Here is a 19,958-nt window from a genome sequence, read left to right as displayed (position 1 = left end):
CTGGAGTTAAAATCTTAAAAAATACAGCAACATAATTCTGCTATTCAACATATTTAACAAAAAATAGAAACAGAAAATTTAGAATCGAAGTAGTCCGGACAGATATGCAAACACTGTGAAAATAGGTAGTGCAAAGGGGAAGTTATCACGCAACTTATCAGCTTGTTTTACCCGTCTTAAAGATAGCTCAATTGAATTGTATTTTTTTTTTAGTAACTTGATATCCAATTAAACCAGACAGCTAAATGTTACATCAATATTTAAATTAACCTACTTATGAAAAAGCTTTTCCAAGTGCTGATGGTGATGACCGTCATTAGCCTGTTCTTCTCCTGCACCGAGAAGAAATCGAAGTATGTGACCCTTCAGAAAACCGATTCCAACGGTTATAAGTACGAAGAAGTAACCAACGATCCGTTGAAAACCCGCATTTACACGCTGGACAATGGATTGAAGGTTTATTTGTCGCAGAACACCGACGAACCACGTATTTTTACTTTTATCGGCGTGCGTGCCGGTTCGTTGAATGACCCGAGAGAAACAACCGGACTGGCTCACTATTTCGAGCACATGATGTTCAAGGGAACCGATGAGTTTGGTACCAATGACTGGGGGAAAGAAAAGGTATTACTTGATTCTATTTCCGGTTTATTCGAAGCGCACAAAGCCGCGACCGATCCGGAAGTGAAAAAAGCCATTTACAAACAGATTGACGAGGTATCGCAGGAAGCTTCGAAATATGCGATTCCGAACGAATACGACAAAATGGTTTCCACGATTGGTGCGAAATATACGAATGCCGGTACGTCCTATGAGTTTACCGTTTATATGAACGATATTCCATCCAACGAGTTGAATAAGTGGATCAATATGGAATACGAGCGTTTCAGCGATCCGGTTCTTCGCTTGTTCCACACCGAGTTGGAAACGGTGTACGAAGAATTCAACATGTCGCAGGATAACGATGGTCGCCGTTTGAACCGGGCTGTCATAAGTAGCCTCTATCCGGGACATCCGCTGGGAACCGATGTGATTGGTCGGCCGGAAGACCTGAAGAATCCTTCGATGGTTAACATCATGAATTTCTATCATACCTGGTATGTTCCGAACAACATGGCCGTTATCCTGAGTGGAGACCTCGATTACGATAAAACCATCCAGATGGTGGATGCTACCTTCGGTAAATATAAGTCGAAACCTCTTCCTGAAATAAAAAATGCAAAACTGGAGCCAATCGAGAAGCCGATTGTGAAGGATGTATATGGTCCTGATGCGGAAAGAGTGATGCTGGCATACCGTTTTGATGGCTATCATTCGCCCGATAGGAAATTTGTGACGATGATTGATTATATCCTGACGAACTCTACGGCTGGTTTGATCGACCTCGATTTGAATCAAAGCCAGAAAGTACTGAAAGCGGGTAGCTACAGTGACTTCCATAACGAATATGGCGAACATCGTCTGTATGGAACACCACGACAGGGACAATCGCTTGACGAGGTTCGTGACCTGTTGCTGGGAGAAGTTGAAAAAGTGAAGAACGGAGAGTTTGACGATTGGCTGATTCAGGCTACCGTCAATCAATTGCGTTTAAATGCCATCCGTCAGAACGAAGGTAAATGGAGAGTCTTCAATTATCTGAATTCCTTTATCAAGAAAACCAACTGGGCCGACGAACTGGCTTTCTACGATGAGATGGAGAAAATCACCAAAGATGAATTGGTGGCTTTTGCCCGCGAGCATTATAAAGATAACTATGTGTTGGCCTATAAACGAACAGGAGAAGCGAAAGGGCTGGTGAAGGTAGAGAAGCCGGAAATCACGCCTATCTCCATCAACCGTCAGGATCAGTCGAAATTCTTCACTGATTTTACGGCTCAGAAAGTCGAGCCCCTGGAGCCCAGGTTTGTCAACTTTGAGGAGGCTATCGATGAGAAGCCGTTGGCAGAAGGAGTGAAGATGGACTATATTCCCAATGAAACCAATGAGCTCTTCCAGTTGGATTATGTAGTCGACATGGGACGGAATCACGATCCGTTGCTCGAACTGGCGGTTAAATATTTGCCCTACCTGGGAACCGATAAATATCCGGCTGCCGACCTGAAAAAGGAATTCTATAAACTGGGAGTCGATTTGAATGTGAACACCGGCAATGACCGTTCCTATGTGTTCATTTCCGGTTTGGATAAGAATGCGAAGAAGGGAATGGAATTACTGGAGCATTTGCTGGCCAATGCCCAGCCCGATCAGGAAGCCTATGATAAAATGGTGGATGGCATTCTGAAAGAGCGCGCCGATGCCAAACTCAACCAGTACCAGATTCGTCGTGCTCTGCAGTATTACGGACAGTATGGCAAGGAGAATCCGTTCACGAATGTGATTTCGGAAGAAGAACTTCACAAAGTTGACCCGGCTGTTTTGGTGGCCAAACTGCATGAATTCAGTCACTACCCACATCGCGTGTTCTACTATGGCCCAACGGCTTCCGATCGGGTTTTCCAGATGGTGAAGGAAGGGCATCAGATTCCGGCCGAGTTGAAATCGATCCCGGCAGAAAAAGAATTTGTGATGCAACCGACAAATGAGAATAAGGTTTTCTTCGTGAACTACGACAAATCGCAGGTCGATATCCGGATGATGTCACAAAGTCTACCGTTCTCGCCTGAAACCTACGTTAACTCGCAGCTGTTCAATGAATATTATGGCAACTCGATGAGTTCGGTTGTATTCCAGGAAATCCGTGAATCGAGAGCATTGGCTTATTCAGCATGGGCTGGTTACAGTGCACCATCGAAGAAAGAAGAACCTTTCTACATCAACGGAGCTGTTTACACACAAGCCGATAAAATGATGGATGCGATTGGTGCCATGAACGGTTTGTTGGATAATATGATTTCCGATAATCGCCTGTTTGGAATCGCCCGCGAGAGCGTGATGAAGAACATCCAGACGGAACGCATCAACAAAACGAACATTTTCTGGACCTGGTTGCGTAACCAACGGTTGGGTATCGACAAGGATATCCGGGAAGATGTTTATAACAAGGTCGGGAAATCGGACATTGCCGATGTGCAGAATTTCTTTAACGACCATATGAAGAACCAGCACTTTACATACCTGGTACTGGGTAACCGGAATGATGCCGATTTGAATGCACTGAAGACAGTCGGCCCGGTTGAAGAGCTGGCGCTCGAAGATATTTTTGGATATTAATTTGGCTTGTGCCGGAGCTGCCTCCGGAATACTAAGCCCGTTTTAATAGGTGAATTGCGGAAGAGACCCGGTAATGCTCCGGGTCTCTTTTTTGTATATCGACAGGCGAGAGAAATAGATATTAGTTCGATAGAACTCAGTAGAATCAGAATTTTTGGGCTTTTTATCATTCTCAGCATGAGAAGTCTTCAGTAATCAGATAGCCGGGCGAAGATTTCATTTTTTCTTAATTTGAATAATTTCAGTCGGTCAGTTAAAACCGTAATTTTGCTCCTCTAAAAACTTGTCAATTTGATGATTATGGAAAGCCGGGAAAACGTTGACCAGATGGGGATTATATTTGACATGGACGGTGTGATTATCGACAGTAATCCATTACATATAAAGGCTTGGCGATCTGTTTTTGAGAAAGAGAATGTTTTTATTAGCGATGATGACTTCTCCAATATCGTTTCAGGCACAACAGGTGACACAGCAATTCGTACCTTACTGAAAAGGGAGCTGACACAGGATGAGGTAAATCATTTCAATGAGGCAGTTGATGCTGAATTTCGCCGTATGTTAACCGAGATGAATGTAGGCCCGGTGAAAGGATTACGTAATTTCCTGGAGCGAATGCGTTCAGCCGGCCACAGAATCGTTGTGGCTACGTCGGCACCGACTAAGAATGTCGATATGGTGATGGACAAGCTTCAACTAAGAGAGTATTTTGAATTCATTATCGACCGGACCCGTGTAACTCATGGTAAACCACATCCGGAAATTTATCTGAAGACATTGGAGCAAATAGCTATTCCAGATTCCCGTTGTGTTGTATTTGAAGATTCTCTTGCAGGAGTAAAATCGGCCGTAGGCGCGGGCTTAAGAGTTATTGGGGTAACCACCAGTCATTCGGCTGAGGAATTAAATAAAATAGGAGCATCGTTAACTATCAAAGATTTTGATGAGGTGAGCGCGGAACATATCTCAACCCTGATGAGTACGAATTAATGGATAAATTCGCGTCTTGTCTTAGGTTTAAGTAGCAGTATATCAGTGTGTGTCTGCTTCGTGTCGATTTTTATTGGTAAAATGTTGTATTTCGTTGATATAAGCTGAATAACCTGTTTGAAAAATTAGTTTATTTGGCAAATTATCTTGATGAACCAACATGACGTTGCACATTAGAAAGTCTTCGCCGGAAGACTTGATTTTCCTGGAAAAACTGGAGAAAGAATCGTTTCCGGCTTTCCAGCGAAACAACCGTCGGAGTCTTGCACTAAGTCTATCCAGCCCGTTCCAGGAGGTTTGGATAGCCGAAAAAGGAAAATCCCGGCGTCGGCCGGTGGGAGCGATGGTCCTGCATTTGCACAAGAAATCACTGCGTATTTATTCTATTGCTACTTTGCCCGAGTTCCAGAGTAAAGGGGTGGGGCGTTTCCTGTTGACTCACGCGCTGAACCTGGCGACTTCGCGGAAGCAGGAAAAATTGATACTGGAAGCGGATGCATCGAATGAAAAACTGCTGGAATGGTATCAGCAATGGGGTTTTCAACCCGTTAAGACGGTGAAGGATTACTACGCGGAGGGATATGATTGTTTGAAGTTGGAGTATCTGTTACCCGCCTCTCTTTATCAAAACCGGATGAAGAACATCATCGTGGTGAACCAGCCGCGTACCTGGCACTTTACCGATGTGAATGCCAAAATCATTTCAGTGAAGGAGTACATCAACAATTCGGAGTACCATACCGACAACAGCTTGCGCGTTTTTAACCTGTGCAGCTCGTATCAGTACCAGAGCTACGGTTACTACGTGTCGCTGCTGGCATCGGCCCGCGGACAGCGGGTTATTCCTAACGTGACCACCATTCGTGATTTTAGCAGCACGGGCGTGATTCGTTCCATCACCACCGAGATAAATGAGTTGTTGCAAGTAGCGCTGAGAAACGTGAAGGAGAAAGAGTTCAGCATGAACGTGTACTTCGGGCACACCAACGTGCGGGGCATGAAGAAGCTCGCACCGAAATTATATCAGCTGTTTGAAACGCCATTATTCAAGGTACACTTCATCCGGAACGGGGAGTGGATGATCAAAAAGATACAGCCACTGAACCTGAACAGAATCAGCGATGATGAGCTGATAGTGGTCAATGAATTTGCACGGGAATATTTCGATAAGAAACGCTTCAACAAATCGAGGCTAACAGCTTATAAGTACGATTTAGCCATCCTGGTGAATCCCCACGAAGCCACGCCACCCTCGTGTAACACGGCATTGAAACTATTTAAACAGGCGGCTAACCGGAAAGGGATTTATACGGAGTTTATCACGAAGAACGATTTCGATAAGATCAACGAGTTTGATGCGCTCTTTATCCGCGAAACCACCAGCGTGAACAACTATACCTATGAATTGTCGCGACTGGCCTACGCCGAAGGTTTGGTGGTGATTGATGATCCGTGGTCGATTCTGCGTTGCTCCAACAAGATATATCAGAACGAGCTGTTCCGGAATAATAAAATCCTAACGCCTCAAACTACTGTCTTTACCAAGAACCTGTTTCAACCCAAAGATTTGGACGGCCTGAGCTATCCGGTGGTGATTAAGCAGCCCGACAGCGCTTTTTCACTGGGTATCACGAAAGTGAATAATGAGGAGGAGGCGTTAGAAGTGCTGAATACATTGTTCCGGAAATCGGACATGGTGATTTGCCAGGAGTTCACCTACTCGGAGTTTGACTGGCGGATTGGGATTATCGACAACACACCGCTGTTTGCCTGCAAATACTACATGACCAGGGACCACTGGCAGATTTACAACTGGCAGGGAGAAGCTGAGGAGCAATCGGGTGATTCGGAAACGTTGCCGGTAAGTGAGGTACCCGCCCATGTGCTCGAAACGGCATTGAAAGCTGCTGCCCTGATTGGTGACGGCCTCTACGGTGTCGACCTGAAGGAGATTGACGGCAAAGTGTACGTGATGGAGGTGAACGATAACCCGAACATCGATTTTGGCATCGAGGACGAGATTCTAAAAGAGAAACTCTACGATATGGTCATCGATTCATTCCTGAACCGGATTGAAATCGCCAAGAACCTGAAGCGGTACGTGACGAGTAAATAGGGGTAAATATTGGATTATAAACAGCTTTAGCGGATTTATTTGTTGTTTTTTATCAACCTATCAAAATATTGTCAAGCGATGCAGTGACAATGCCGGATTACACACTAACTACAGATGAGGATTGATAGCTGTTTCATATCAGATTGTTTGTTATTTTTGGTGTGAAAGGAAACAGGCATGAGTGAATATTTAAGAAGCGTCAATCAGATTTCGCCGTTGTCGGAGGAAGCAGCAGAAGAGCTGTTGCAACGTTTTCAGACGAAAACTTATCCGAAGGGAGCGTTAATCCATACCCAGGGAAAAGTTTGCAAACACTTGTTTTTTGTGAAATCCGGGTTGGTGAAGCACTTCTATTATCATCATGACAACCAGTATGTTTTGCGCTTTTTCGATGAAAATAATTTCTTCATCGCCACCGACAGCTTTTTTAATGATTTACCCGCTGAATATTCGACCATGGCCCTGGAGGAGACGACAATTTGTTATTTGAAATATGATGATTTTGAGGATCTCTGCCAGAAATACCACTCATTTGAAAGCTTCGCCCGGAAGTTTATATCCATGGTCGCTTACACGGCCATTTCAAAATTAAAGAATCTACTCTACCTGGATGCCACCGAGCGCTATGCCAAATTTCTGAAAGAGTTTGGTCATCTTCAACAGCGCATTAGTCTTGGTGATACAGCGGGTTATCTGGGCATATCCCAGGTGACACTCAGCCGGATTCGATCGAAGAAGTAACTTTTTAACATTTGTAAAAAGAATTCCGCTACCCACACGATACATTTGCATCACCATCTTCTCAAAAACGATATCGCTTGAAGTAGAGAGACCCTGGTAAGGTTAATTGGTAATGGAGCTTGAAAACATAGCAGGCTTTACATGGAATTGCTATGCTCCGGATTTCCCCAAAGGGTCTGAAAAACAGAGAAGACGATACAAGCTTTATGGCTTGCTGAATGTCAGTAAAGAATGGATTTAAAAGAGATTAAAATGAGCAAGTTATTGTATATAAAAGCGAATGCAAAAGCAGATGGAGAGTCAAGAACTTTCCGGATTTCCGATAGTTTCATTAAAGCGTATAAAGAGAAATATCCCGCAGACGAAGTGGTAGAACTCGATTTGTATGAAGCGGGTTTAGGATTCTTGCCGAAAGGAAAAATCAATGAATTACGCGAAGCCGTTCAGCAAAATGACCGGAATCACCCGATTCTGAAATTTGCCTACGAATTTGCAGAAGCCGATAAGTATGTCATTGCCGAACCTATCTGGAACCTGGGACTTCCGGCTATCTTAAAAGCCTATATCGATTACGTGGCTGTTGGCGGTATCACCTTTACCTATACCGAAAAGGGACCGGTTGGTTTATGTCACAATAAAAAGGCAGTTAATATTATCACACGGGGAGGCGATTACTCGTCGGAGTCGATGGAAACACTTGAAATGGCCGACAGGTACCTGCGTAATATCTTCGGATTTATGGGGATTACCGATTTTGAGACGATTGCTACCGATCGCCTTGATGTAATTACAGAAGATACGGACAAACTGATGGAAGGTGCTATTCAAAAAGCTGAAGAAGCAGCGTTAGCATTTTAGCATCGAATGATTGATAAAATAAAGAAAATGAGAACGAAAGTTTTTGGAATCGTGCTGCTGTTTGTTGCAGCTTTTATTGCTCAGGGAGTAAAGGCCCAGGAGCCGGTAGCGAATGCACCTCATTCGGCACCTATCCCGGTGGAAATTTTCCTTGGAACGAAAGGTTGGACCTCGCAGGTTATTGTCGACAAGAAGTTGACACCCAACAGTAAGTTTGGATTCTTCGGATTGTCATTCCTGAAAGCCGATTATGATAACGCTGAATTTCTGCGGGAATCGATCAACCTGGCTTTCCTGAAATACGATTTGTTTAAGAATGTGAGCATCCTTTCCGGTGCGGAGTTTAATTCGCAATGGGGATTTAGACCCTATGCCGGTGCCCAGTATGCCTATCACAGCAGAAATTTTATGGGTGTTGTTAACTCCGGTTTTCAGCTGACCGAAACGAAAAACTTTGAATCATTGGCTATCGCTGAATATCGTCCGACGATTAAAGGTGCCTGGTCATTGTATACTCATGTGCAAGGTCTGTACAGCCAGAATACAGAGATTGGCGAGCATGATCGCAGCTTCCTGTACAGCCGTCTGGGTGTTAGCTACAAGACGTTTTCCTTTGGATTGGCGCTGGACAACGACTGGTATGGCTACGGCCCGATGAAAATATCGAATCACCAGTTCGGAATTTTTATCAGTACGGTTTTGCAATAACATGGGTTGAGCAGATTTTCCAACCTACTTAAAACGGGATATGTATGAAGAACTTCCTAAAACAAGGATTCATCGGTGGAATTATGGGTTTTATCATGAGTTTTGTAATGGTGTACTTTATTTCGTCGCTCCCCGAGACAGCCACCGAAAATGCCTTCGGAAATGGCATTAGTGGTGCCATTAGCGGTTTCATGGGCGGCTTTATGGGTATTATGGGCTATTGGGTACAGCAAAAAAGAAGCAGAAAGCTCAAGCTGGCGAATACAAAGTAAAGCGTTTACGAACGGTCAGTTGATGCAGTATCAGCGTAGCTGCGAGGTGTATCGGTCATGACTCGAATGAGTATTTAACTGATTATACTTTCATGGTTTGTGTATAGAAAAAGCGAGAAACATATTCGCGATGTAACCTGTTCTCCTTATAAAGAACAGTAACACATAAAAGACAAAATCATATGAAAGTTTTAGTGGTTGGAGCCAACGGAAAAATCGGTAGAATCCTTTCTAAGAAGTTAAGTGCCTCTGAGAAATATGAGCCGACAGCCTTTATCAGAAAAGAAGAGCAACGCGCGTATTTCGACGAAATCGGAGTTCCGGCAATTGTTGAGAGCCTAGAGCAATCCGAAGAGGTGATTGGGAATGTGATAAAAGATTTCGATGCGGTTGTTTTTACAGCGGGTTCGGGCGGCAAAACCGGTTACGATAAAACGCTGGAAATCGACCTCGACGGAGCGATAAAAGCTGTTCACGGCGCCAGCAAGCATCAGGTGAAGCGTTTCATCATGGTAAGTGCCGCGCATGCGGATGAACGGTCGTATTGGGGGCAATCGAGCATCAAACCTTACTACATCGCCAAACATTACGCCGACAAAGAGCTTTCGCAAAGTGATCTTGATTTTACCATTTTACGCCCCGTACGATTAACCGATGACGAGAAAGTGGGAAAAGTGAAAATGCTCAAAGAGCCCGGTCTGTTGGAGCGTGAAATTCCGCGGGCGGCTGTGGCCGAAACTATTCTGACAATTCTCGAAGATAAAGCTACCTATGGAAAAATCATCGAGATGAGCCGTGGAGAAGACAATATTGCAGAAGCGGTGAAGAAAGTCTGTTCATAAACTTTTGGTCTTAAATAAATGGGTTTTTGGAGAAGAGAGTTGCAGGGAAGATTTCCCTCTTCTCTCTTTTTTTTGTTGAAAAACTTCCCACCTCGCGATTCCATTTGTTATATTTCTGTCAACCCCTACATTCTTCCCTGAAAAGTAGTCTACTTTTGTTAACTTACAGACAACTAACTTAACACCATGAACCATGAAGATACATACCAAACCATTCCTTTCCACGCTAATCGTCATTTTGGTTTTATTGATTAGTTGGGATGCCAACAGTGAGCCTGTTGGAGACGCCGGTCTAAGTCAAAAAGAAAAAAGTCTGGTTAGTATATCCAGTTATACGGCGCAGGGAAAACTTGACGGATTGAAAAAGGCGCTAAATGAGGGGCTTGATGCCGGATTGACGATAAATGAAATCAATGAAGCGCTGGTGCAACTCTATGCCTATTGTGGTTTTCCCAGAAGTTTGAACGGTATTGTAACGTTCATGGCAGTTGAGAAGGAAAGAAAGGAGAGGGGCATTCATGACGAGCAAGGCAAGGAAATCAAGTTCAACGATGATGTGGCTGACAAATATGAGCAGGGCCGGAAAGTTCTGGAAGTATTGACTGGCAGGCTACAGAGCAAGCCAGCTTCCGGCTTCGGCGAATTTTCTCCCCGCATTGACAGGTTTCTAAAGGAACATCTATTTGCCGACATCTTCGCGAGCGATGTCCTCAGCTATCACCAACGGGAGTTAGTCACCATCGCCGCATTGGCTTCCATGCAGGGTGTCGAACCTCAGCTGGGGGCGCATATTGGTATGGGAATGAATGTAGGTGTAACCGAAAATCAATTGGATGATTTATTCTCCGTCATTGAAAACACCGTTGGGAAAAGCCAAGCAGAAAGTGGTCGTAACCTTCTGCAACGGATAAAAGCGCGGAGCAATTAATTCATGTTCCTGTATTCATTGGGCGACATGCCCACCTGCTTTTTAAACATCCGGGTAAAATGCTGTGGATGTTTGAATCCCAGTTCGTAGGCAATCTCACTGATGGATTTTTCCGAATCGAAAATCTTTTCTTTAGCCACATCAATCAATTTAAGCTGAATGTGTTCCTGGGCCGATTTGCCGGTTTCTTTTTTCAGCAGATCACCCAAATAATTGGGAGAGATAAACAGTTTATCGGCGCAATAGCGAACTGAAGGCAATCCCGCCTCTAAAGGTTGTTCCGAAGAGAAGTAATCTTTCAGGACAGCCTCAAAACGAACCAATATGTCTTTATTGACGTGGCTGCGGGTGATAAACTGGCGCTCGTAAAAGCGTTTGCTGTAGTTGAGGAAAAGTTCCAGATACGAAACAATGAGCGTTTTGCTGTGTGAATCAATGGCGTGCTCTAGTTCGTAATTGATCTTACTAATACAATCATTGATGATTTCCCGCTCCCTGTTTGACAGGTGCAGTGCTTCATTTACCTCGTAGGAGAAGAACGTATAGTCGTCGATGTGCTTTCCCAGGGAAGTTCCGTGAATCAGATCGGGATGAAAAATGATCGCGGTACCAGATGCCTGTTGTTTTTCACCGGTTCCTTCTACACCATAAACCTGTCCGGGAGCAATGAATATCAAGGTTCCTTCTTCATAGTCGTAGTTTTTAATCCCGTAGGTGATATTACCACATTTAATATCTTTTAGAAAGATGGCATATACGTCCATCTGTCCCCTGAAATAGTGAAACGGCTCTGTTTTTGAAAAATCAATCACGCTGACCAACGGATGTAAGGTTTCCTGCCCCACCAAATTGTTGTATTCGGTCACTGAATTTATCCTGGTAACTTTGCTCATAACTCATTCTTAATGTAATTGCTATTACAAATTTAACTAACATCCCATAGGTTGTTATTGTTGGAAATCAGATTCCGTAATTTGGGTAAGAGAATCGATGATTGAGGTAACAAAGCAACCTGAATCTCATCGGGATTATTCACGCATACTTCACACGAAAGCATCTTTTCTGTTTGCTGTGGCGATAATAGTAACTACCACATATGGCTAACGTCTTATGTGGAGTCTACTCCTGAGGCAGAGATAATGTAACGGTCACATCACCGCCCCCCAGTACCGCTTTCAGCTCTTCCCGGGTCATGTTGGCAATTTTCCCAAGTCTTGTGAAACTCCACGAATTGGTAGCATAATAAATGACCAAAGCGTTCCCCTGGTATAAGATGATATCTCCGGGTTCGGTTGTAATCTGTTCATCGTTTCTCGGAAAACTTCTACCAAGTGAACCGACCTTTTCCATGTTGCCGTAGTCTCGCATATCGACCGTTATCGGTGCTTTTGAAAGTGCTTCTACCAGAGCATCTACGGAAGAGTTATTAGCAAGCGTTGCCGTAAGAATCCGGTCTCCAATTTTAATAATCATACTATCTGCTTTTACTTTATTTTCTGTTGTATCTGTAGGTTCTTCCTCCGCATTGAGGAGCTCAGATTCCTTGTCCTCCGCAGAACAGGCTGCTGCCAATAAGGACATGAATGCCAGGCATAAAAAAAATACATTCCTTTTCATTTTGTTTCGGTTTACCGGTTGTTGTTCGATTACTTAAATATGACGATGATATGAAATATTCCAACCATCGCATTTCGTATCCTTTTAATAGTCTAAGACAAATTTAAGCAACTATTTTCTAGTTTGTTACAACTCGGAGTTATATTCCGTAATAATGGTAAGTCTCTCCGTGATTTGGGTAAGCTTCCATGCTATTTTCTGTGGACTTTTGTACGGAGGTTTTTGTGCCTGTTAAAATGAGATGAGAAAATCAGGTGAAAGGAACGAAAAGCGTTAAAGATCTTATTCAATAGTATGATTGTTTCGGAAAGTTTTTATGTTGCAACTGAATTGCAATTCCTGTTTTTAGGTTAGGAGAAGGAGAGAGGATATGATAAAGGAAAGACAGCAAGGGCTCATGGCCATTTTTTCAGCCAACGTCATTTTCGGGTTGAATATACCGGTGACAAAGTCACTGGTTGCGCATTGGATGACCCCTATGGGGTATACCATGACCCGGATGATATTTGGAGCCATCATATTTTGGGCAATTGGTTCGTTTCTGAAACGCGAGAAAGTTGAAGGAAAGGATTTGCTCATTGTTTTTGTTGGCGGATTAATGGGCTTTCTGGGTACACAGTTTTTATTTTCACAAGCCCTTGAATTTACCACGCCGGTTATTTTTTCATTGCTCATAGCGATGACGCCAGTGGTTGTACTTCTTCTTTCAGCCTTGTTTTTGGGAGAAGGCATTCCCAACCGAAAGATTTTCGGAATTCTGATAAGTATTTCCGGTGCCGCTTTGATTATCTTGTTAGGAAGTGCACACGGACAGCATGGAACGAATAATGCGCTGGGTATTCTGTTTACCATTATTTGTGTGCTGTTTTATGCCGGATACCTGACGATAACCCGGAAAATCTCGCAAAAATATGCGCCTGTAACCGTAGCCAAGTGGATGTTCCTGTTTTCCGCATTGATGGTGTTACCGTTCAGTTTTTCTGCATTGCCAAATCAAAAGATTTACTCGGCAGATACCACAGGAACGGCTATTGCGTTATTGGCCTTTGCACTGTTGTTTTCGACTACGCTGGCATTTTTCTTTATGCCTTACGCGTTAAGACGGTTGGAGGCGAGTACCGTTAGTATTTTTATGAATTTGCAGCCGATTGTAGCCTCAGTGGTGGCCATTGCTATAGGACAGGATTCGCTAACCTGGGAAATGCCGTTGGCGGCTGGCCTGGTACTAACAGGGGTTTATTTGGTGACGAAACCAGCTGCTCGGAAAACAACAGAACAGAGACGAATAGCCCTGAGTTGGGTATTTTCAGCGAATAAGTTACGAAAGCGGTAGATGCAGCTATTCATTTTCCGGGCAAGCTTTCTTATAACATTCCGTAATAAGGGTAACACTATCAGTTATTGAGGTAATTTTATCGTCGGGGGTATTGTGATATTTGTATGTGAGAATTTCCGGAAGGATTGATGAAGCAATTCTGACAAAAAATATACGATATGGACCGAGTAAAATTAAGTAAAGAGAAATTTGAAGAACTGTTTGGCAAACACACAGGGCCGCTGGCTGAAACTGATCCTGACCTGCAGGAGATGCTCAATCGCTTCATTTTTGGTGAGGTTTTCTATCATGGAGAACTGACCGACAGGGTTCGCGAACTAATCACGATTGTTGTGCTCACGACGAACCAAACGTTGGAGCAACTAAAGGCTCATGTTTTTGCTGCGTTGAACATTGGTGTTTCGCCTGTTGAGATTAAAGAAGCTGTTTATCAATGTACACCCTATTTAGGTTTCCCTAAAACCCTGAATGCCATTCAGCAGGTGAACGAAGTTTTCAAAGCAGCTAACATTTCAGTTCCTGTCGAAAGCCAAAAGCAGGTAACTGAAGAAACCCGTTTCGATAAAGGACTGAAAGTGCAGAAAAGCATATTTGGCGATGTAATCGACCAGATGCACCAAAATGCACCGGAGAATCAGAAACATATTCAGAACTACTTATCGGCATTTTGTTTCGGCGACATCTATACACGCGGAGGTTTGGATTTGAAAACCCGTGAATTACTGACCTTGTGCATTCTCAGTGCCCTGGGAGGCTGCGAAAGCCAGGTGAAATCGCATGTGTATGGAAACCTGAATGTCGGAAATGACAAAAATACTCTATTGGAGGCGGTTACACAATGTTTACCTTATATGGGTTTTCCCAGAACATTGAATGCACTGAGCTCCATTAACGAAGTCGTACCGGAAAACAAATAATCATTAGCATACAAAAGATTTAAAAATGAGTGATTTTAAGCAAATATTCCCGTTAGGAGAGAAGAACGATGCTTTTGCCCAATACTTTATCGGACAAAGTTATCTGGCTCCGTTGACATTAGAAGGTGTTCCGTCGTTTAATGTGACTTTTGAGCCGGGATGCCGCAATAATTGGCATATCCATCATAAAGGAGGACAAATTCTTTTTTGTACCGCCGGAACAGGTTGGTACCAGGAAGAAGGAAAGCCGGCTCAGTTGCTGAAGCCCGGTGATGTGGTTAATATTCCTGCCGGAGTGAATCACTGGCATGGTGCCACAAAAGACAGCTGGTTTGCCCATATCGCTTTGTCGGTGCCCGCTGAGGGTGCAACAACCGAATGGCGCGGTCCGGTGACGCATGAAGAATACAGCAAGTTGGACTGATAGAGAGAGAATACAGTTGTTTTCCTGTTGAGAACATATAAGAGGCCATCCTTTTAGGGACGGCCTCTTTTTTTATGGGCAAATAACCAGAAGTCTTCTTTTGAGATATGCCTTTTGAGTTGAAACAAGATGATTGCACGATTAAATATTCAACCAATAGGTCAGTTTCAGGTTGATGGAACGGAACCGGGGGCCGAAGTTGTTGACAAAGTAGTTGTCGTTGTATACGATGTAGAGGTCCGACAGCGGAGCAAAGCGCCATTGCAGCCGCGAGTTGATACCGAGATTATCGCGCTGGTTGCTGTATTGTATCAGGGTAGCCCAGAATACTGATTTACTGAATGAGATATCCACTTTGGGTGTAAGCAGCCAGTAGTCGGCATCGGAATAAGGGGCCGGCAGGCGAATAGCATCGTACCGCGTATTTAGACTTAGCACAGCCCAGGGCTGAACACGGTATATAAGATCGGTACTTGCCATAAAGCTTTGCCCGTTAAAGAATTGTCCTCCGGAAGATTCTGCACTAAATGAAAACAATTTGGCGGGGTTCGATCGGTACGAAACCTCATATTGGTTATAGGTGTAACCGTGATCTTTGGGCAAAGGAACACCTCCCGACCGGGTCGGATCGAAATCGAAAGGCAGATAAGCATAATGATTGGCAACATTGGCATTCAATACAGCCTGATTAGTGAAGTTCATCTCATAATACAATTGATACCGGTGGTCAGACTGCCGAAAATCCATATTGGGCTTCCAGTAGTGCAGGATTTCTCCACCCGGTCCGTGCTGGCTGACGCTTCCGTTTCTGGGGTAGAACATCAATTTAAGGTTGTTTCCCCATCTGAATATTCCGGTGCGTTGGATGTATCCGAGGTCCGAATGAAAATCTTCACCAACGTACATCATGTCAATAATCCATCGCAAGTTTCTTTTCAGGTAGGTCGTTGTGGCTTGCGCCGAAAAATTCCCTTTTGTGTCATTGGGCTGAAAAGATTTGTGCAGGTAAAATTTACCAGTCCATTCGTTGTCTGCAGAAGCCAAATTATAATCAATACCAATCACCCGGTTGTATTTTTGAGAGTCAGGTACAAAATCATAATCCTTAAATGTTTGCCGGTTGAGCAGAAACACGCCGAGGCTCGAGCGGGAAAACATCTTCTTTTGCAGCGTAAACATCATGTTGTTATTCGAAGGAATCGCATTTTTAACATCCTCAGCCGTTTGAATATTCAAAAATCCAAGACGCCAGTCTTCGTTTAATTTTCCACTTAAACGTACTCCACCGAGAATGCGGTTTTCAATCAGGTTTCCGTTTTTGTCCCTGGCTAAGCCAATTCTTCTTGAGAAAAATGGGTTGGCCTGATTGTACACGTCTCCGTAACTTCCAAACAGGTCATTGTTATCAATAAAGAACTGACGTTTTTCCGGCAGGAGAACCTCAAACCGGGTCAGGTTGGTGAAAATATCGTCCACTTCGACATTCGAGAAATCGGGGTTCACCGTCACATCCAGGTTCATGCTGTTTCCAATGGCAAACTTGGCGTCTCCTCCTATCTTGAGTTTGCTGTTGGCGTCGCCTGTGTCATAATCTTTGTCGGCCTGGGCATTTACATATGGAATAACAGCAATTGGGGTGTGTGATTTGCCCAGTGGTTTCTCAAAATTCAGGTTGCCCGAAAAGGCGAGGCTTGACAGTAACTGGCTTTGCGGAACCCGGCCCCATGCACTTTGTTCGTTCGTTTGTATATCCCACCGGTAGCACTGCAGTCGCCAGCTGGTGTCGCCTTCTCTGAATTTTAATGAGCTGAAAGGGATCGCTATTTCTATCACAAAATGGTCATCATACATTTTGCTTTCGGCCAACCATTTCACATCCCAGGCTGTATTCAGGCTATTTTCACCCGAACCGCCGCCGGAAACAAACACATCGCGTTTTACGCCGTATGGAGTAACCCCAAACATGAAAGCGTTGGTTCCATCCCGAAAGGTGTCGAACATCAGCGTTATATTGTCATTGGTGGCACCACCAAAGTCGCGCCTGAGACTCGACACGACATAGTGATTACCCTGCACTTCGGCCCGAATGCCGACATACAAGGTGTGATCGTTGTACAGTATCCTGAATTCTGTTTTATTTTTGGCCCGGATGGAATCGGTAGGGAAAAACTCCCAGAAGTTGTCGGATGGAGTAGCGGTTTGCCATATCGGCTCTTTCATAACGCCGTCCACCTGAATTGAACCGGTGATGTACTTTGCCGTAATATTCCGGGTTAAATTTTGTCCCCAGACGGAAATAGCGAAAAGAAAGAATGCGAGGAAGCTAATCGTTTTGATCATGAGTCTTTGGTTTGTTAGTTTAGTCGTATTCCTGTTCTCACTCACATGCAGCGTCAACGGAGCATAGCATCGTGTAGTAATTTAGGCAGGTTGGTTGGTCATTATATCCCTGCGCAATTGCCGTTGATGTTATGTTGGTTAGTTAGGTTCGTTCATAATTATCAACTGACAGTCATGTAAATATAGATGACAGGGCTTCTTTTAACTTATGAAATTCAAACCATAAGTTACGAAAATCAAACATTATTTAAGTTTTGTACTCTTTCCGAATAGAATCGTGTGTGGTTCTTGTCTACATGGGAGCAGAAAAAAAGTCAAGTCCCGCTTCAACTAAAAAGAATGGATTTAATCCGTTGAATTTTTTAGCATATGTAAAAAAATAAAACGAATAATAACGCTAGCTTAGTAGGATGTTTTAAGCTTAAGTCAAATAAAATAAAGAGGAAAATCGATTATGTCACAGCTTACATCCGAAATGAAAGAGATGGTGATGAACCACCAGTGTTTCCACGCTACGGTCAGTAAAGACGGACTCCCGAATAACGCCCCCAAGCGTTCGACCCGTGTGTTCAACGATGAAACGTTGATTTTCAGTGAGGGAACAGGTGGAAGAACCTATCAGAATATCCTGGATGGCTCAAAAGTAGCCGTAGCTGTTGTGAACCGCGAAATTCTTGACGGATACCGATTCATAGGAACTCCGGAAGTATTGACTGACGGTGAGATTTACGAGAAATCGGCAGAGATGTCACTGAAGGTAGGAATGCCTAAGCCGAAGGCCGTCATTCTGATACATGTAGAGGAAATTCACAGTCTGAAACCCGGACCAATGGCCGGTAAAAAGATTGGCTAATTACTTATCTTTATTCAAAGAGACTATTGAAAACTATCGGTTTTCCCGGTAGTTTCCAATAGTTGATGCATGCATCTCTTCTATATAAGATAACGTTCTGTTTATTATCTTTAATACAGATATTAGAACACCCTGACCGTGGCAGCTTTGGCCCTTTCGCTGATCATGGAACCCAGATAAGGACTATCGCTGTATTTTTCCCGGTAAGCTTCATCTATCTTTTCGTTGATACTTCCGTTTACAGGCTCAAAGCTCACTTCTTTTACCATGCCGGCCGCTTCAATCTTTCCGGCCTTCTGACTGAGGGCGGCCTGATACCACCGGGAACGTGTTCCGTTATACGCTCTCACATAAATATGGCCCTCAGCCATCACCGACCAAATCCAGGTTGGCGTGCCATAGGTTACACCATCTTCACGGAAGGGAGCGATATGAAAATCATCCGCTTCGGCGATTTTCTGTATTTCTTCTTTTGATAAATTCTCTGAAACACTCATAATCTTTCGTTTCAATTACATTTCATAACCGGGCTCTTTATACAGAATGTCCTTTCGCCCGATAATGTCATTGGGATACACCTGATTCTTCCATTCTTCGTAAGAAAAATCTTCAATCGTCACGGAAAAAGATTCATCTCCGTAACCAATGACTCTTTGAGCAGCTTTGACCACTTCTTTAGCCAGCTGTTTCTTCTGCTCTTCGGTTTTGCCTTCTAACAGCTTAATTTGAAAATGTGGCATATCAACTTTTTGAATACTGTTCGTCGGATACCTTTCCCATCCACTTTACGGCTTCACCGTTCACTTCTTCCTGGATGGCAAACTCATAGCCCTATTTGGAAAAGCACGATGAGTGATTCTCTCCGGACAGTCCTGTTTTTAAGTATGATACGAATGAACTATCGAAAAAAATGTGTTGAGTTACTTCAGTTTGCCTCCGTATACCGGGAACATACTGGCCTCTCCGTAATCTTCAATTGTTTTCATATTCTTCAACACTTCCATGTCGTCATCCGAAATCACGAAATCGACCTCTGCATTGTTTTTCATATGCGCCGGATTCGCGGTTTTCGGTAATGGAAGAAGATCAAGTTGAAGCACGTAACGAATAGACAACTGTGGCACCGAAACGCCGTATTTCTCAGCCATTTTTATAACATCCTGATTTTTCATCAGCTCTCCGTGTGCAACCGGCGAATAGGCCTCTACGAGAATTCCTTTGTCCTGGCAATAATCAATCAACTCTTTGGGTGTGTTGCTGATGTGTGCCAAAATCTGGTTGACCATCGGTTTCACGGTGCAGGATTCCAGGATGTTGTCGATGTCTTCTTTTTCGAAGTTCGAAACTCCAATAGCCCGAAGTTTGCCGGCTTTGTACGCTTCTTCCAGCGCTTTCCATGCCTCGCGGTTTCCTTCGAAGTAGTGATCATCTTCGTGGAATTCCATCCATGGTTTCGGGCTATGAATGATCATCAGGTCAATATAATCCAACCCCAACTTTTTGAGTGAACTATCAATGGAGGCAACTGCTTCCTCATATGATTTCACTTCAGCAGCCAGTTTCGTAGTGACAAACAGGTCCTCTCTTTTCACACCACAGGCTTTAATACCTTCACCAACTCCGTGTTCGTTCTGGTATGCCTGAGCTGTGTCGATATGCCGGTAGCCCAATTGGGTGGCTTCTTTCACGGCCAGTACAACATCTTCGTCACTAATAAACCATGTTCCGAGACCTAGTTTTGGGATCTCAACTCCATTTGATAGTGTAAACCTTTCTTCTAAAACCATAACTAATATGTCTTTT

At 43.8% G+C, this 19,958-nt stretch carries 19 protein-coding genes; 13 read left to right on the top strand and 6 right to left on the bottom strand.

All coding sequences use genetic code 11. From position 1 onward, the window contains the following. The first annotated feature begins 276 nt into the window (after nucleotides 1-276). The 9 genes from AC060N_RS14155 (at nucleotide 277) to AC060N_RS14115 (ending at nucleotide 10,668) form a co-directional block, all read left to right on the top strand. The gene (locus AC060N_RS14155) at nucleotides 277-3,213 is read left to right on the top strand and encodes a M16 family metallopeptidase (RefSeq protein ID WP_479524388.1); all 2,937 of its coding nucleotides are present in this window, start codon (nucleotides 277-279) and stop codon (nucleotides 3,211-3,213) included. A gap of 300 nt (nucleotides 3,214-3,513) precedes the next feature. After that, nucleotides 3,514-4,203, top strand: coding sequence for an HAD family hydrolase (locus AC060N_RS14150; protein ID WP_479524387.1), 690 nt, complete (start codon nucleotides 3,514-3,516; stop codon nucleotides 4,201-4,203). 166 nt (nucleotides 4,204-4,369) lie between these two features. Then, nucleotides 4,370-6,319 (top strand): GNAT family N-acetyltransferase, encoded by a 1,950-nt coding sequence (locus AC060N_RS14145; protein WP_479524386.1) that lies wholly within the window; start codon nucleotides 4,370-4,372, stop codon nucleotides 6,317-6,319. A gap of 177 nt (nucleotides 6,320-6,496) precedes the next feature. Continuing rightward, nucleotides 6,497-7,060 (top strand): Crp/Fnr family transcriptional regulator, encoded by a 564-nt coding sequence (locus tag AC060N_RS14140; RefSeq protein WP_463236415.1) that lies wholly within the window; start codon nucleotides 6,497-6,499, stop codon nucleotides 7,058-7,060. A gap of 252 nt (nucleotides 7,061-7,312) precedes the next feature. Then, a complete protein-coding gene (locus AC060N_RS14135) occupies nucleotides 7,313-7,918 on the top strand; it encodes an FMN-dependent NADH-azoreductase (RefSeq protein ID WP_106542213.1) in 606 nt (201 codons plus the stop codon). 27 nt (nucleotides 7,919-7,945) lie between these two features. Then, the gene (locus AC060N_RS14130; RefSeq protein WP_463236413.1) at nucleotides 7,946-8,626 is read left to right on the top strand and encodes a hypothetical protein; all 681 of its coding nucleotides are present in this window, start codon (nucleotides 7,946-7,948) and stop codon (nucleotides 8,624-8,626) included. Nucleotides 8,627-8,670: 44 nt separating this feature from the next. Continuing rightward, entirely contained in the window at nucleotides 8,671-8,898 is a 228-nt protein-coding gene (locus AC060N_RS14125; RefSeq protein ID WP_463236411.1) for a hypothetical protein, read from the top strand. 182 nt (nucleotides 8,899-9,080) lie between these two features. After that, nucleotides 9,081-9,740, top strand: coding sequence for an SDR family oxidoreductase (locus tag AC060N_RS14120; protein ID WP_463236409.1), 660 nt, complete (start codon nucleotides 9,081-9,083; stop codon nucleotides 9,738-9,740). Nucleotides 9,741-9,933: 193 nt separating this feature from the next. Beyond that, entirely contained in the window at nucleotides 9,934-10,668 is a 735-nt protein-coding gene (locus AC060N_RS14115) for a carboxymuconolactone decarboxylase family protein (RefSeq protein WP_479524385.1), read from the top strand. On the opposite strand, the gene AC060N_RS14110 is transcribed toward AC060N_RS14115, so the two are convergent. Next, on the bottom strand, nucleotides 10,665-11,561 hold the full coding sequence (locus AC060N_RS14110; RefSeq protein WP_479524384.1) for a helix-turn-helix domain-containing protein: 897 nt from the start codon (nucleotides 11,559-11,561) through the stop codon (nucleotides 10,665-10,667). The genes AC060N_RS14115 and AC060N_RS14110 overlap by 4 nt on opposite strands. Nucleotides 11,562-11,787: 226 nt before the next feature. Then, on the bottom strand, nucleotides 11,788-12,285 hold the full coding sequence (locus AC060N_RS14105) for a cyclophilin-like fold protein (protein ID WP_479524383.1): 498 nt from the start codon (nucleotides 12,283-12,285) through the stop codon (nucleotides 11,788-11,790). A 370-nt stretch (nucleotides 12,286-12,655) separates the two neighbouring features. Between AC060N_RS14105 and AC060N_RS14100 the strand changes: the two genes are divergently transcribed. The 3 genes from AC060N_RS14100 to AC060N_RS14090 all read left to right on the top strand — a co-directional run bounded on the left by AC060N_RS14100 (nucleotide 12,656) and on the right by AC060N_RS14090 (nucleotide 14,962). Beyond that, nucleotides 12,656-13,618, top strand: a complete 963-nt coding sequence (locus tag AC060N_RS14100) for a DMT family transporter (RefSeq protein WP_479524382.1) — start codon at nucleotides 12,656-12,658, stop codon at nucleotides 13,616-13,618. 161 nt (nucleotides 13,619-13,779) lie between these two features. Continuing rightward, on the top strand, nucleotides 13,780-14,538 hold the full coding sequence (locus AC060N_RS14095; RefSeq protein ID WP_479524381.1) for a carboxymuconolactone decarboxylase family protein: 759 nt from the start codon (nucleotides 13,780-13,782) through the stop codon (nucleotides 14,536-14,538). 25 nt (nucleotides 14,539-14,563) lie between these two features. Further along, nucleotides 14,564-14,962 (top strand): cupin domain-containing protein, encoded by a 399-nt coding sequence (locus AC060N_RS14090; RefSeq protein WP_479524380.1) that lies wholly within the window; start codon nucleotides 14,564-14,566, stop codon nucleotides 14,960-14,962. 141 nt (nucleotides 14,963-15,103) lie between these two features. Here the strand turns inward: AC060N_RS14090 and AC060N_RS14085 are convergent, their stop codons facing one another. Next, nucleotides 15,104-17,302: a DUF5916 domain-containing protein gene (locus AC060N_RS14085; protein ID WP_479524379.1), complete on the bottom strand. Its 2,199-nt coding sequence runs from the start codon at nucleotides 17,300-17,302 to the stop codon at nucleotides 15,104-15,106. Nucleotides 17,303-17,756: 454 nt separating this feature from the next. On the opposite strand from AC060N_RS14085, the gene AC060N_RS14080 reads away from it, so the two are divergent. Then, nucleotides 17,757-18,155 (top strand): pyridoxamine 5'-phosphate oxidase family protein, encoded by a 399-nt coding sequence (locus AC060N_RS14080; protein ID WP_479524378.1) that lies wholly within the window; start codon nucleotides 17,757-17,759, stop codon nucleotides 18,153-18,155. A gap of 122 nt (nucleotides 18,156-18,277) precedes the next feature. On the opposite strand, the gene AC060N_RS14075 is transcribed toward AC060N_RS14080, so the two are convergent. From AC060N_RS14075 to AC060N_RS14065, 3 genes are all read right to left on the bottom strand, one after another. Continuing rightward, nucleotides 18,278-18,652 carry a DUF2255 family protein gene (locus AC060N_RS14075; protein ID WP_479524377.1) on the bottom strand — a complete coding sequence of 125 codons (375 nt, stop codon included), beginning with the start codon at nucleotides 18,650-18,652 and terminating at the stop codon, nucleotides 18,278-18,280. Nucleotides 18,653-18,667: 15 nt separating this feature from the next. Next, on the bottom strand, nucleotides 18,668-18,895 hold the full coding sequence (locus tag AC060N_RS14070) for a tautomerase family protein (RefSeq protein WP_479524376.1): 228 nt from the start codon (nucleotides 18,893-18,895) through the stop codon (nucleotides 18,668-18,670). 180 nt (nucleotides 18,896-19,075) lie between these two features. Further along, nucleotides 19,076-19,942 (bottom strand): aldo/keto reductase, encoded by an 867-nt coding sequence (locus tag AC060N_RS14065; protein ID WP_479524375.1) that lies wholly within the window; start codon nucleotides 19,940-19,942, stop codon nucleotides 19,076-19,078. Nucleotides 19,943-19,958 lie beyond the last annotated feature (16 nt).

This window comes from Prolixibacter sp. DSM 2831, from assembly GCF_056493735.1.
This window is presented reverse-complemented; position numbering and strand designations above follow the sequence as displayed.

Bases quoted from the DNA above. Each gene is read 5' to 3' on its own strand.
- AC060N_RS14155 (WP_479524388.1), top strand. From the start codon at position 277: ATGAAAAAGCTTTTCCAAGTGCTGATGGTGATGACCGTCATTAGCCTG.
- AC060N_RS14150 (WP_479524387.1), top strand. From the start codon at position 3,514: ATGGAAAGCCGGGAAAACGTTGACCAGATGGGGATTATATTTGACATG.
- AC060N_RS14140 (WP_463236415.1), top strand. From the start codon at position 6,497: ATGAGTGAATATTTAAGAAGCGTCAATCAGATTTCGCCGTTGTCGGAG.
- AC060N_RS14135 (WP_106542213.1), top strand. From the start codon at position 7,313: ATGAGCAAGTTATTGTATATAAAAGCGAATGCAAAAGCAGATGGAGAG.
- AC060N_RS14130 (WP_463236413.1), top strand. From the start codon at position 7,946: ATGAGAACGAAAGTTTTTGGAATCGTGCTGCTGTTTGTTGCAGCTTTT.
- AC060N_RS14125 (WP_463236411.1), top strand. From the start codon at position 8,671: ATGAAGAACTTCCTAAAACAAGGATTCATCGGTGGAATTATGGGTTTT.
- AC060N_RS14120 (WP_463236409.1), top strand. From the start codon at position 9,081: ATGAAAGTTTTAGTGGTTGGAGCCAACGGAAAAATCGGTAGAATCCTT.
- AC060N_RS14115 (WP_479524385.1), top strand. From the start codon at position 9,934: ATGAAGATACATACCAAACCATTCCTTTCCACGCTAATCGTCATTTTG.
- AC060N_RS14110 (WP_479524384.1), bottom strand. From the start codon at position 11,561: ATGAGCAAAGTTACCAGGATAAATTCAGTGACCGAATACAACAATTTG.
- AC060N_RS14105 (WP_479524383.1), bottom strand. From the start codon at position 12,285: ATGAAAAGGAATGTATTTTTTTTATGCCTGGCATTCATGTCCTTATTG.
- AC060N_RS14100 (WP_479524382.1), top strand. From the start codon at position 12,656: ATGATAAAGGAAAGACAGCAAGGGCTCATGGCCATTTTTTCAGCCAAC.
- AC060N_RS14095 (WP_479524381.1), top strand. From the start codon at position 13,780: ATGGACCGAGTAAAATTAAGTAAAGAGAAATTTGAAGAACTGTTTGGC.
- AC060N_RS14090 (WP_479524380.1), top strand. From the start codon at position 14,564: ATGAGTGATTTTAAGCAAATATTCCCGTTAGGAGAGAAGAACGATGCT.
- AC060N_RS14085 (WP_479524379.1), bottom strand. From the start codon at position 17,302: ATGATCAAAACGATTAGCTTCCTCGCATTCTTTCTTTTCGCTATTTCC.
- AC060N_RS14080 (WP_479524378.1), top strand. From the start codon at position 17,757: ATGTCACAGCTTACATCCGAAATGAAAGAGATGGTGATGAACCACCAG.
- AC060N_RS14075 (WP_479524377.1), bottom strand. From the start codon at position 18,652: ATGAGTGTTTCAGAGAATTTATCAAAAGAAGAAATACAGAAAATCGCC.
- AC060N_RS14070 (WP_479524376.1), bottom strand. From the start codon at position 18,895: ATGCCACATTTTCAAATTAAGCTGTTAGAAGGCAAAACCGAAGAGCAG.
- AC060N_RS14065 (WP_479524375.1), bottom strand. From the start codon at position 19,942: ATGGTTTTAGAAGAAAGGTTTACACTATCAAATGGAGTTGAGATCCCA.